Source organism: Rhodococcus sp. 2H158 (assembly GCF_053764755.1).
The window spans coordinates 44,613-56,619 of sequence record NZ_JBSNCE010000037.1 but is presented as its reverse complement, the minus strand read 5'-3'; the positions used below and the strand labels follow the sequence as shown (position 1 = coordinate 56,619).

General features: G+C 65.3%; 13 protein-coding genes. All 13 read left to right on the top strand.

From position 1 onward, the window contains the following. On the top strand, nt 1-668 hold a 668-nt coding region (locus ACWPOB_RS26025; protein ID WP_455402594.1), incomplete at its 5' end, for an NAD(P)(+) transhydrogenase (Re/Si-specific) subunit beta. A 173-nt stretch (nt 669-841) separates the two neighbouring features. After that, nucleotides 842-1,723, top strand: a complete 882-nt coding sequence (locus ACWPOB_RS26020) for a TIGR03619 family F420-dependent LLM class oxidoreductase (RefSeq protein ID WP_455402593.1) — start codon at nt 842-844, stop codon at nt 1,721-1,723. A 173-nt stretch (nt 1,724-1,896) separates the two neighbouring features. Then, entirely contained in the window at nt 1,897-2,658 is a 762-nt protein-coding gene (locus tag ACWPOB_RS26015; protein ID WP_455402592.1) for a FadR/GntR family transcriptional regulator, read from the top strand. Between the two features lie 340 nt (nt 2,659-2,998). Next, nucleotides 2,999-3,832 carry a mycofactocin-coupled SDR family oxidoreductase gene (locus ACWPOB_RS26010; protein ID WP_455402591.1) on the top strand — a complete coding sequence of 278 codons (834 nt, stop codon included), beginning with the start codon at nt 2,999-3,001 and terminating at the stop codon, nt 3,830-3,832. Nucleotides 3,833-3,841: 9 nt separating this feature from the next. Then, complete coding sequence (locus ACWPOB_RS26005; RefSeq protein ID WP_455402590.1) at nt 3,842-4,030, top strand: ferredoxin; 189 nt, start codon at nt 3,842-3,844, stop codon at nt 4,028-4,030. Then, entirely contained in the window at nt 3,954-5,273 is a 1,320-nt protein-coding gene (locus ACWPOB_RS26000) for a cytochrome P450 (RefSeq protein ID WP_455402589.1), read from the top strand. The genes ACWPOB_RS26005 and ACWPOB_RS26000 overlap by 77 nt, the downstream gene beginning before the upstream one ends. Nucleotides 5,274-5,298: 25 nt before the next feature. After that, nucleotides 5,299-5,685, top strand: coding sequence for an ester cyclase (locus tag ACWPOB_RS25995; RefSeq protein WP_455402588.1), 387 nt, complete (start codon nt 5,299-5,301; stop codon nt 5,683-5,685). Nucleotides 5,686-5,761: 76 nt separating this feature from the next. Beyond that, nucleotides 5,762-6,703 carry a PDR/VanB family oxidoreductase gene (locus ACWPOB_RS25990; RefSeq protein WP_455402587.1) on the top strand — a complete coding sequence of 314 codons (942 nt, stop codon included), beginning with the start codon at nt 5,762-5,764 and terminating at the stop codon, nt 6,701-6,703. Nucleotides 6,704-6,741: 38 nt separating this feature from the next. Next, nucleotides 6,742-7,530: an SDR family NAD(P)-dependent oxidoreductase gene (locus ACWPOB_RS25985; protein WP_455402586.1), complete on the top strand. Its 789-nt coding sequence runs from the start codon at nt 6,742-6,744 to the stop codon at nt 7,528-7,530. A 247-nt stretch (nt 7,531-7,777) separates the two neighbouring features. Further along, complete coding sequence (locus ACWPOB_RS25980; protein ID WP_455402585.1) at nt 7,778-9,088, top strand: CaiB/BaiF CoA transferase family protein; 1,311 nt, start codon at nt 7,778-7,780, stop codon at nt 9,086-9,088. After that, nucleotides 9,088-10,260, top strand: coding sequence for a CaiB/BaiF CoA transferase family protein (locus ACWPOB_RS25975; RefSeq protein WP_455402584.1), 1,173 nt, complete (start codon nt 9,088-9,090; stop codon nt 10,258-10,260). Before ACWPOB_RS25980 ends, ACWPOB_RS25975 begins: the two co-directional genes overlap by 1 nt. Then, entirely contained in the window at nt 10,253-11,434 is a 1,182-nt protein-coding gene (locus ACWPOB_RS25970; RefSeq protein ID WP_455402583.1) for a thiolase C-terminal domain-containing protein, read from the top strand. Before ACWPOB_RS25975 ends, ACWPOB_RS25970 begins: the two co-directional genes overlap by 8 nt. After that, on the top strand, nt 11,431-11,853 hold the full coding sequence (locus tag ACWPOB_RS25965) for a Zn-ribbon domain-containing OB-fold protein (protein ID WP_455402582.1): 423 nt from the start codon (nt 11,431-11,433) through the stop codon (nt 11,851-11,853). The genes ACWPOB_RS25970 and ACWPOB_RS25965 overlap by 4 nt, the downstream gene beginning before the upstream one ends. Nucleotides 11,854-12,007 lie beyond the last annotated feature (154 nt).

The window sequence follows — 12,007 nt, the reverse complement described above, 5'->3', positions numbered from 1 at the left end:
GCATGATCGTCGGGGCGTCGGGTTCGATCCTGACCAACCTGATGGCCAAGGCGATGAACCGGTCCATCCCGGCGATCGTGTTCGGCTCGTTCGGCGGCGACGGCGGTGCCGGTGCGGTGGCCGGCGGTGCCGGTGGCACCGTCAAGGCCACCTCCGCCTCCGATGCGGCGGTCCAGATGGCGTACGCCAACCAGGTCATCGTGGTGCCCGGCTACGGGCTGGCGGTGGCGCAGGCGCAGCACGCGGTCAAGGAGATGGCGGAGCTGCTCGAGGAGAAGGGGGTGGAGGTCAAGTACGCCATCCACCCGGTCGCCGGCCGGATGCCCGGACACATGAACGTGCTGCTCGCCGAGGCCGAGGTGCCGTACGAGGCGCTCAAGGAGATGGACGACATCAACGGCGAGTTCTCCCGCACCGACGTCACCGTCGTCATCGGCGCCAACGACGTCACCAATCCCGCCGCCCGGCACGACTCGTCCAGCCCGATCTACGGCATGCCCATCCTCAACGTCGACCAGTCCAAGTCGGTCATCGTGCTCAAACGCTCGATGAGCTCCGGCTACGCCGGCATCGACAACCCGCTGTTCACCGCCGACCACACCTCCATGCTCTTCGGCGACGCGAAGAAGATGGTCTCCGAGGTCACCGAGGAACTCAAGGCGCTGTAAGGCCATTCCGCAGCCGGGGCGTCCGCAGTACGGAGGCTGCAGCGATGGACACGGACCTCACCCCGAGCAATGGTGCAGCGCACCGGTTCCGGCCCGGGTGACGAGCACAGGGTGAGCGGACGGTAGAGCAGCGCATCCGGCGTTGCTGTCTCACGCAGAAAGGAGGAGCCATAGTGACTTCCGTAGGGCTGAGCGCGTACGGGATGACAGGGAACGACCTGGTCGAGCTCGCCACTTGTGCCGACGGGTTGGGTTTCGACGCCCTCTGGATCGGAGAACACCTGCTCCGACCGTCCGTGCACACCGCAGAACATCCCTCGGTGGGAACCGAGCAGCATCATTCCGGTCCGATCATCGATGTCGAGACGGAACTGGTGGATCCATGGATTGTTCATGCGGCAATCGCCGCAGTCACGACGCGGATCAATCTCGGCACAGCCGTCTATCTGGCGCCACTGCGGCATCCCCTCCATACGGCGCGCACCACGATCACCGTCCAGGAGATGAGCGGCGGACGTGCACTTTTCGGGGTGGGCGCTGGCTGGCTCGAGGAGGAGTTCGACGCGTTCGGAATACCATTCCGTACGCGCATGTCGAGGACAGAGGAATGCCTGGAGATTCTTCGCAAGGCATGGTCGGGAACTGCCTTCTCGCACGAAGGCAAGCATTTTCGCTTCGATGAGGTGCAGGTGCACCCCAGGCCTGTCGAGATTCCCGTCATCCTCGGGGGAAACAGTCCGGCCGCGCTGGCCCGGGCGGCGCGGCTGGGCGATGGGTGGTTCACATCCGGGACGCCCACCTTCGACGAATCCTCGGAAATGGTACGCGAGGTCCACCGGCGTCGAGAGGGGCTGGGGAAGAGCGGCGAATTCACCTGTTACGTCCGGGTACCGGAGGTGAACGTCGCGGAGTTCGAGCGCTACCGCGAGCACGGTATGGGCGACCTGGTTATCTGGGCGGACACCGTGTGGCGCGGACGCACCCACCAGGAGCGCCGTGACCGGCTTGCCGCGATCGCCGACGAACTCGGCCTCCGAACCGGAGCCTCGGGGTAGCTGATGTCGTATCCGTGCAGATTCTTGTTGTCGATCCTGGCACGTGTTGCGCGGGTCGGTTGTGAACGTGCGGGACTGGAAGGCGAAAGTAAGAGTGTCCGAACGACGTCCGGAATCCGCGTCGGCGGTCCTGTCAGGGGGATGAGTTGCCACGAAATACGCGTCGAAGCGACGTGAACGGAAGCGGGTCCACCGCGCGCGGTGAAGTCTCGCTGCTGCGGCCGCTGAAGGCCGCAGAGACCGTCGCGCGCACGATCGTCGGCGAGATTCAGAGCCAGAGCCTGCCACCGGGGACGAGCTTGCCCTCAGAGGCGACGATGCTCGAACATTACGGTGTCAGTCGCGAGTCCCTTCGAGAGGGTCTGCGTCTCCTCGAGGTCCAGGGAATGATCACCATTCGCCGGGGACCGGGCGGCGGTCCCATCGTCGGATCGGTGGACGCGGCCCATCTGGGCAGGGTGTCGGCACTGTTCTACAACATGGCGGGTGCCACGTACGAGGAACTGTTCGATGCCTGGGTCTGGGCCGAGACGGAACTTGCCGAGCGTGCGGCTCGAAACCCCGACGGTGCACTGCGAGCAACCCGCATGGAACCGTTTCTGCAGCAGCATGAGCACTCCGAGGTCGAACTCGCCCCGTATCTCGAGGAACATGCAGGTTTTCATCGTGCCGTCGCCACCCTTGCGGGTAACCGTGTTCTGTCGCTCAGTCTCGAAACCTACGGACAGATCGTCACGCACCATGTCGCCGTCCTGGACGATCCGCGGAAGCTGCGCGCCGTGCTGACCGACGACCATCAGCACATCGCAAAGGCGGTGGTTGCGGGGCGGTGCCGGCAGGTTCGCGGGCTCATGGAGAACCATCTGCGTGGGGTTGTCGACTACTGTCGCTCTCGTTTGGCCGTGCCGCTGAACTCGCCGGTCGAGTGGTTGTAGCTCCCGCACGTTCATTCGGCACACCCGGACTGTGGAAGCCGGCGAGACACCTGTGTCCCGCCGGCTTCGCTGAACCTGCACAACACCGTTCAGCTCTCCCCTTCTCCCTCCACACACGAACACAAATCTCTATTTCTCATGAAGAATGGAGCGGAAGCCCCTTGACTTCCGGGTCCATCATGAGCAATATGTTCTTCCAGCGACTCGGTGATGGCCATCACACGATGATCGCCGCGCCGTCCCCGCCCTGTAGCGGGACGCTTTCGACTACACGAGACCTGCGCGGACGTTCTCTCCCTCGCGGTCGACGACACCCACAGAAACTGAGCCAGGAGGCCCCATGAAGCGGTTGAGCGGCAAGGTCGCATTCATCACCGGAGCCGCACGCGGCCAAGGTCGTACACATGCTGTACGGCTGGCCGAGGATGGTGCCGACATCGTTGCGATCGATCTCTGCCGGCAGCAGGAAAACCTCGACTACTCGCAGGGAACCCCGGACGACCTGGCGGAGACGGTCCGCCTGGTCGAGAAGGAGGGGCAGCGGATCATCGCCCGCGCTGCCGACGTCCGCGACCTCACCCGAGTCCAGGAGGTTGTCGACGAAGCGCTCAGCGAGTTCGGACGCATCGACATCCTGGTGTCCAATGCCGGCATCTCCAACCAAGGGGCCGTCGTCGGCCTCACCGATCGGCAGTGGTCGGACATCCTCGATACCAACCTCGTCGGTGCATGGCACGTGTGCCGGGCGGTGCTGCCGTCGATGATCGAGCGCGGCGAGGGCGGCTCGGTGATCTTCGTCAGTTCGACTGTCGGACTGCGCGGCGCACCGGGGCAATCCCACTATGCCGCCTCGAAGCACGGGCTCCAGGGCCTGATGCTTTCCCTTGCGAACGAAGTAGGTCCGCACAATATCCGGGTCAACTCCGTCAATCCGGGTGCGGTCAACACCCCGATGGCCATCAACGAGAGCCTGCTGAAGATGTTTCTTCCGCATCTCGAGAACCCGACCGCCGACGACGCTGCCGAGCTGTTCGCCGAACTGACGCTACTGCCGATTCCGTGGGTCGAGCCCGAGGACGTCAGCAACGCGGTCGCCTGGCTTGCGTCCGACGAGGCCCGATTCATTCACGGGGTCGCCATCCCCGTTGACGGTGGTCAGCTGGCGCGAGCCTAGGAGAACACAATGGCGAAGATTTCGATCGATCACGACTACTGCCAGGCGCACGGCCGCTGCTATGCGCGATTCCCCGCGCTGTTCGACGCGGACGAAGAAGGCAAAGCCGTGGTGAAGGGTGATGGAACGCTCCCCGGCACGATCGAGGAGTCCCAGATCACCGGTGCCTGTCCAGAAGCTGCTATCACGGTGTCGTGAAAAGGAAGAGTTGACAATGACCGAGCAAACGCAGTCCCGGCCGGCGACGTCGTCGGGATGCCCCGTCGACCTGTGGTCCGAGCAGTTCAACGAGAACTTCTGGCCCGAAATCAACCGTATGCAGGCCAGCGACGAACTGTCCGTGCATACCCAGGGTGAGACGCCCTGCTACGTCGCCACCCGCTACGAGGACGTGTTCAAGGTCCTGCGGGATTGGAAGCGGTTCTCCTCGGAGGGCGGCGTGGCGATCCTCGGACACGATAATCGCTCCGAGCCGCCGAAGAACGAAGGGCGTTTTCTGCCAGAGGATCTCGACCCGCCCGCCCAGACCGGCTGGCGCAAGCTCCTCAATCCTGAGCTGACGGAGGAGAAGATGCGCCGGTTTCTGCCGGCGATCACCAAGGATATCGACTCTTTCCTCGACGCGGGCATCGCGGCCGGGAGCTTCCGAGTCATGGAGGACTTCCTGCGCCCCTCGCAGCTTCGCGCGGTCTTCTCCAATCTACTCAATCTCGAGGGCGACCGCATCGACGACTGGATGAAGTGGGCTCACGACATCTTTGTCGGCGAAACGGCCGAGGAGGCGGAAACCGCCTTCGTCAGCCTCTACACCGCAATCGATGCGCTCGTTCGTGAACGCATGGCGCACCCGATCGAGGACGACCTCGTCAGCCTGGTGTGCCAGGTCGAGGAGATCGACGGTCGCGAACCCACTCTCGCCGAGCGCATCGCCGTGGTCCTCCCGCTGTCCATCGCGGGTCTGGAATCGACCGGCACCGTGCTGGGTGGGACGATCCACCATCTCGCGACCCATCCGGACGACCTCGCCGAGCTCGTTGCCGATCCGTCGCTGATCCCGGAGGCGGTGGAGGAGGGACTGCGCATGTTCGCCAACGTGACAGTCCTGCAGCGTACGACGACCTGTCCGGTCACCGTCGGCCGGACCGAACTCGGAGCCGACGCCAAGATCTGGACCTCGTACAACGGCGCCAATCGAGATCCTGCGAAGTTCCCGGATCCGCACACCTGGGATTTGCACCGCAAGGACAAGAACCACCTCGCCTTCAGTATCGGGCCGCACCGGTGCCTGGGGTCGAACTTCGCCCGCGTGATGATGACCCGGGTTCTCGAGCGCATGGTGGAGAAGATCCCGCGTTTCGCGCTCGCCGAGGAGCAGGCGGTGCAGTACCACTCGATGCCCACCCGCGGAATTCACGAATTCACTCTCACCGTTCAGCAGTAGACCCCTCCTCTCGAAGGACAGGACCATGAGCAACACGAATTCCCAAGAACTGCTGGACCTCGCCCACGGTGTGGTCGATGCGTGGAACCGTCTCGACCTCGATGCCCTGCGGGAGCTCGTCGACGAGAATGTCGTTGTGGTGCACCAGAACCGCGGAGTCGCGGCCAAGGGGCGCGACCTGATGTTGCAGACGGTGGAACAGATGAGCGCGGTCTTCCCGGACCGGGCGATCGGGGAGACCACCCGGTGGGCGACGACCGGCAATTCCGTCATGCGGGAGACCGCCTGGCAGGGTACCGCCACCGCCGACGTTCCCGGTTTCGGCAACGCGGGCGAGTTCTGCAAGCTGAACGTCCTGTCGATCATGACGTTCGAGAACGGTCGCCTGACCGAGTGGTGTGACTACGGATGACTGCCGTAGGTGCCTGGCGTGGCATCCCGCTGCGCCAGGCACCTTCCCCTCGGCCCGATCGACTCGGAAGTGAACAATGGACCTCGAACTACATGTCTTCCAGCGCCGCTCAGTTGCCGACGGCATCGTCGAGCTGACCTTGGTGCACCCGGACGGCTGTGCTCTCCCACGTTGGGATGCAGGTGCGCACGTCGACCTAGAACTCGGCGGCATGCTCAGGCAGTACTCCCTGACCGGTCTCGAGATCCGAGACGATCGCTGGGTCGTGTCCATCCTTCGGGAGCGGGACGGTCGCGGTGGATCCCGCTACGCGCACGAGCGCCTGCCCGAAAGGTCGTCGGTACGCGTCTCGCTGCCGCGCAATCACTTCGGGCTCGAGCCGGAGGCGCCACGAGTGCTGTTCGTTGCCGGTGGAATCGGAATCACCCCGATCCTGCCCATGATCAGGCAGCTCGAGGCGGCCGGGACTCCGTGGGACTTGTTCTACTGCGGTCGGTCCCGAACGAGCATGGCGTACCTCGACGAACTGGCCAAGTTCGGCGATCGGGTGCTCATCCGGCCCGACGACGAGTTCGGCATTCCGGATCTCGGCTTGCTCGTGGCGGAGACGGCGATCGACACCGTGGTGTATTCGTGCGGACCCGAGAGCATGCTGTCCGCGCTGGAGACCTGCTGCGCCGAGGCGGCACCCCCGCGTCGGTTACGCGTCGAGCGGTTCGTCCCGAAGCTCGTCGAACCCACGGAGCCCGACCACGGGTTCGAGGTGGAGTTCGCCCAGAGTGGCGTCACGGTGACGGTGCCGGTGGGGCGGTCGATCCTCGAGGTGGCGGGGGAGTACGGGGTCGACATCATCTCCTCGTGCAGCGAGGGCACCTGCGGAACGTGTGAAACGCCCGTACTGGAGGGCGTTCCCGACCATCGCGATTCGGTGCTCACCCAGGAGGAACAGGCCTCCTGCGCCACGATGATGCCTTGCGTGTCACGCGCCAGATCGGCCCGTCTCGTATTGGACGTATGACGACACCCGGCGCCGTGCGCCATGGGAAGGAAGACCGGATGAGCAACGAACACCACACCGGAGCGGCACTCGACGGACAGCGGGCGCTGATCACCGGAGCCAGCGAGGGCATCGGCCTCGGGATTGCCGAGGCCCTGGTCCGTGCCGGAGCGGACGTGATGATTGCCGCCCGCCGTCGAGACCGACTCGAAACGGCGCAGAAGGAACTGCAGAACGTGGCCCGTTCGGGTCAGCGCGTCGACGTCACCGAGGTCGACATCCGGCAACCGGAATCGGTCGCCGCGATGTTCGAACGGGTCGACGCGGAGTTCGGCGACCTCAACATCTTCGTCGCGAACGCAGGAAGCGGGTCGATGGTCCCGTTCCTCGAGATGACCGAGGAAATCTGGCAGTCCACGCTCGAGCTGAACCTCAGCGGCACCTTCCGGTGTTGTCACCAGGCCGCGACCCGGATGACGGCGCGCGCCGACAAGCAGCAGAATGCCGTCATTCTCGTCGTCTCGTCCATTAGAGCGCTGGGGACCCGGCCCGGCACGATTCACTACGCCACGACGAAGGCTGGACTCAACCAGTTCGTTCGTGTCGCCGCGTACGAGCTCGCCGGAGCCGGAGTCCGGGTGAACGCGCTCTCACCGGGCATCACCGCAACCCCGATGGCGATCGAACGCAACCCGGAAACGTTTGCCAGGATGTCGGCGACCGTCCCGATGGGTCGGGCCGGCACTGTCGAGGACATGGGTGCGGCCGCGGTGTATCTGAGCAGTCCGGCCGCGGGCTTCGTCACCGGTGTCAACCACATCGTCGACGGCGGTGAGTCGCTCTATTGAGCATCGCGCCCGTAGGCGGCGCTCGGTTGGCGGTGGGCTGACGGAGGGATCGTCGACCCAGGAACGACTGCGGCGCAATCGGACCCCGCACGGTTCCTGCGTGCGGGGTTCTTTCGCGTCGCCGCTTGTGTTATTTCATCATGATGTTTAAGCTCGGGGTCGGGGGTGACGTGAGACACGTCGGTGGACTCCGCGGAGCCGTACCCGGCCCCATCTCTCGAGACGATTCTGGAACAGGAGGCACGTGGTGACTGCAATCGAAGATCCCACGCCGACGACGATCGGGCGCCGCCCAGGGCCGCGGGTGGGTCCACTGGCGGGGGTACGAGTGGCCGACTTCTGCTGGATGGGGGTCGGGGCCGTGGCGACGCGGATGCTCGCCGACTTCGGGGCCGAAGTCATCAAGATCGAATCACGTGATCGCCTCGACATGCCGCGGCGCCTGCCGATCTACAAGGACGAGGTCCGCTCGTACGGCGAGGAAGACCCCAACCCGGACCCCGACAAGGGCGGTTTGTTCAACAACTACAGCCGGAACAAGCTCGGCGTCACCATCAACATGAAGACCGAGCGCGGTCAGCAACTCGTCCGGCAACTCATCGGTGCGAGCTCGGTGGTTACCGAGAACTTCGCGCCCGGTGTCATGGAGAAGTGGGGGCTGACCTACGACGCGCTGAAAGAGATCACTCCCGATGTGATCCTCGCCCGAATGAGCGGGTACGGGCACAGCGGACCCCACCACAGGTTCAAGAGTTACGGTCCCGTCGTGCAGGCGGTGTCCGGTCTGTCGTTCATCTCGGGACTGCCGGGGCGTGAACCGTCCGGGTGGGGATTGTCGTACATGGACAACCAGGCGGCGTACTACAATTCCGCTGCGGTTCTCATGGCGATCATGCAGCGCGCCGTCACCGGCAAGGGCCAGGAGATCGACGTCTCCGCCGTCGAAGCCGGGATCAATCTGATCGGCCCGGATCTGCTCGATGTCGCCGTCAACGGCGTGGTCACGCGACGTCCCGAGTACCCGACGGGCAATCGGCTCGTCCACCCGGCCGCGGCACCGCATGGCGTGTATCCGGCGCAGGGCGAGGACACCTGGGTTGCCATCGCGGTCTTCGACGACGACCAGTGGGAGCGACTCGTCACGGTCCTCGGCCGACCCGACTGGGCGACGGCTTCGCAGTTCGCGGACGCGCGTAGCCGGTACGCGCGCCAGGACGAACTCGATGCGCACCTGTCGCAGTGGACGGCGCTGCGGCCGGCTCACGAGACCATGCACCTGCTGCAGCAGGCCGGAGTGCCCGCGGCAGCGGTGCAGAACTCCCGGGATCTGGCGGAATCGGACCCGCAGATCGCGTATCGCGGCACCTTCTTCGAGCTCGATCATCCGGTCATCGGCGTCGCGAAATTCGAGGGCACTCCGATGCGGTTCACCAGAACCGTGCAACAGAACTGGCGCTCTGCCCCCCTGCTGGGCGAAGACAACGAGTACGTGTTCGGCGACATCCTGGGCCTGGATCACGCGGAGATCGCCGAGCTGACCGCGGAAGGTGTGATCTGATGGAACTGGCATTCAGCGGGCTGCGGGTCGTCGAGATCGCCGACGACCCGGCCGGGGAATACGCCGGCAAGTTGCTGGCCGATCAGGGCGCCACGGTGGTGAAGGTGGAACCGATCGGCGGTGCCGCCAGCCGGCGCATCGGACCGTGGGCCCACGGGACGGAGGACCCCGACCACAGCCTGAACTTCTGGACCTACAACACGTCCAAACAGTCGGTGGTTCTGGCCGACGACGATCAGGGCCGCGCCGCCCGTGCCGCGCTCATCGCGGAGGCGGACATCGTGCTGACCACCGGCCGACCTGTCGATCTCGCCGCGGCCGGTCTCGATCTCGAGGCCCTGTGCGCCCAGCGCAGCACGTTGATCGCCCTGTCGATCTCCCCGTTCGGGCTCACGGGTCCGTGGGCGAACTATCTGAGTTCCGACCTGGTCGGGCTGGCCGCCGGGGGGCTTCTCAACAGCTGTGGATACGACGACCACTCCATCCCGCCGATCCGGCCGGGTGGCAATCAGGGCTACATGACGGCAGCCAGCTTCGCGCTGTGCGGGGTGGTGCTCGCCCTCATCGAGCGACAGCAGACAGGACGCGGCCAACTGATCGATGTGTCAATGCACGAATCAATCGCGGTCACTGGCGAACTCGCCAATCCCTACTGGTTCTACCCGAAGGCGGTGGTCAAACGGCAAACCTGCCGGCACGCACAGCCGTCGCCGACCCAGCCCGCGCTGTTTCAGTGCGCCGACGGGGTGTGGGTCTACTTCGCCCTCATCCTCGCCGATCAGTTCGCGTGGAAAGCCCTCACCTCCTGGATGGACGAGATCGGACTCGTCGCCGACCTCGCCGAGGAAGCATTCGACTCCTTGGCCTATCGGCAGGAGAACTTCGCGCACATCCAGGGCCTGCTCGAAGCGTTCTTCATGATCCAGGATTCGGAAACGGTCTACCGGGACGGCCAGAAGTGGGGGCTGCCGATCGGACCGCTGCGCGCACCCGAGGAGGTGCTGCGCGACGAGCATCTCGCGGCCCGGAACTTCTTCGTCGACGTGACCATGGCGGACGGCAGCACGACCACCTTCCCCGGTGCGCCCTACCGGTTCTCGAACGGCTACGGCGACCCCCATCGCCCACCCATGCTCGGGGAGCACACCGAGGAGGTGCTCGCCCATGACTGACCTGTGGCAGCAGGACGTGTGCGCCATCGTCGGCGTCGGCGAATCCGACTACTCGAAGAACTCGGGAACCAGCGTGACCGCCCTCGCTGCCGCGGCATCTCGGGCGGCGCTGGCCGACGCGGGCATCGACCCCGCCGATGTCGACGGGGTCATCCGCAACGACATGGATCTGGTCTCGTGCGCGGCGCTGGCCGACGCCATCGGGGCCCGCAACTTGACATACTTCGGCGAGGCGGGACCGGGTGGGTCGGGTCCCGCGGCCATGGTGGCCCAGGCCGTCGGCGCAATCATGAGCGGCCAGGCGAGCACCGTCGTCGTATTCCGTTCCCTCAACGGCCGGTCCGGAAACCGGTTCGGGCTCTCCTCTGAGCTGGCGACGTCCACGGGGGGAGGGGAGTCGATGACCGAGTTCTTCGGCCCCTACGGCCTGCTCTCCCCGGGTCAGTTCTTCGCGCTCCTCGCCCAGGAGTACATGCGCAAGACCGGCACTACATCCGAGCAACTGGGGCACATCGCACTCGCGGCTCGCCGACACGCCAACAACAATCCGCGGGCGCAGATGTACGACCGGAAGATGACACTCGACGACTATCTCAACTCGCGGATGTTGTCCTCACCGTTACGGTTGTTCGACTACTGCCTCGAAACTGACGGCGCTGCCGCGGTGGTGGTGACCAGCACCGAGCGCGCCCGCGATCTGCGTCAGAAGCCGGCTGTGATCCGGGCCGCCGCCATGGCCAGCGGTCCACGTCCTCAGCCGGGGCAGATGTATCCGGTGCTGATGCGCGACGACCCGTTGGACATGCCGTCGCGGTACTGCGCGGAAACCCTGTACCGCCGAGCCGGTCTGGGGCCCGAGGAGGTCGATTCGGCTCAACTGTACGACTGCTTTACGATCACGGCCCTGCTCCAGGTCGAGGACTACGGGTTCTGCGACCGGGGGGAAGCCGGGGAGTTCGCCGCAGCGGGCGAGCTCGAAATCGGTGGAGCGATACCGTTCAATACCAGCGGAGGACACATGTCCGAGGGCTACATCCATGGGATGAACCACATCGCGGAGGGGGTCCGCCAGATTCGGGGAACCTCGAGCAACCAGGTCCCGGGAGCCTCGGTGTCCCTGGTGACCTCGGCCCCACCGCCGTCGACCTCGGCACTGATCCTGGTGGCGGCATGAGCCCCCGCCTGGCCCCGACCGTTGTCGATCCCGCGTCGAGAGGCTTCTTCGCGGCGGCGGCAGAGGGTCGACTCACCGTGCTCACCTGTACCCGATGCGGTGGTCACACCCACCTGCCTCGTCCCTACTGTGTGCATTGTGACGCCGATGCGCTGGAATGGCGTGAGGTCCCACCTCGCGGCCGGGTGCGTTCGTGGACCGTCGTCGAGCATCAGGTGCACCCGTGGTTTCCCACGCCGTACACCGTGGTTCTCATCGACATCGAAGACAGTCCCGGTGTCCGCATGATCGGCTACCTGCCGGGACGGGCCGAGGTGGACGAGAACACGGTCCTCCACGCCGATTTCGAAGACCTGGGGTCGGATGCCGAGGGGAATCCGACTGTCCTGCCCAGGTGGAATCCAGGGGAGGCGCAGTGACACTTGGAGGTGCGGCAGAGTTGCAGGTGGACCTGGCGCCCGTGCGAGCCGGAGGAGGGTTCGACTGGGAGAGCTTGGAAACATACTTGCGACAGCACCTTCCGGACCTGGACGGTCAATTCTCCGTGCTTCAGTTCCCTCCGGCTGGGACATG

Bases quoted from the DNA above. Each gene is read 5' to 3' on its own strand.
- ACWPOB_RS26010 (WP_455402591.1), top strand. From the start codon at position 2,999: ATGAAGCGGTTGAGCGGCAAGGTCGCATTCATCACCGGAGCCGCACGC.
- ACWPOB_RS26005 (WP_455402590.1), top strand. From the start codon at position 3,842: ATGGCGAAGATTTCGATCGATCACGACTACTGCCAGGCGCACGGCCGC.
- ACWPOB_RS26000 (WP_455402589.1), top strand. From the start codon at position 3,954: ATGGAACGCTCCCCGGCACGATCGAGGAGTCCCAGATCACCGGTGCCT.
- ACWPOB_RS25995 (WP_455402588.1), top strand. From the start codon at position 5,299: ATGAGCAACACGAATTCCCAAGAACTGCTGGACCTCGCCCACGGTGTG.
- ACWPOB_RS25990 (WP_455402587.1), top strand. From the start codon at position 5,762: ATGGACCTCGAACTACATGTCTTCCAGCGCCGCTCAGTTGCCGACGGC.
- ACWPOB_RS25985 (WP_455402586.1), top strand. From the start codon at position 6,742: ATGAGCAACGAACACCACACCGGAGCGGCACTCGACGGACAGCGGGCG.
- ACWPOB_RS25975 (WP_455402584.1), top strand. From the start codon at position 9,088: ATGGAACTGGCATTCAGCGGGCTGCGGGTCGTCGAGATCGCCGACGAC.
- ACWPOB_RS25970 (WP_455402583.1), top strand. From the start codon at position 10,253: ATGACTGACCTGTGGCAGCAGGACGTGTGCGCCATCGTCGGCGTCGGC.
- ACWPOB_RS25965 (WP_455402582.1), top strand. From the start codon at position 11,431: ATGAGCCCCCGCCTGGCCCCGACCGTTGTCGATCCCGCGTCGAGAGGC.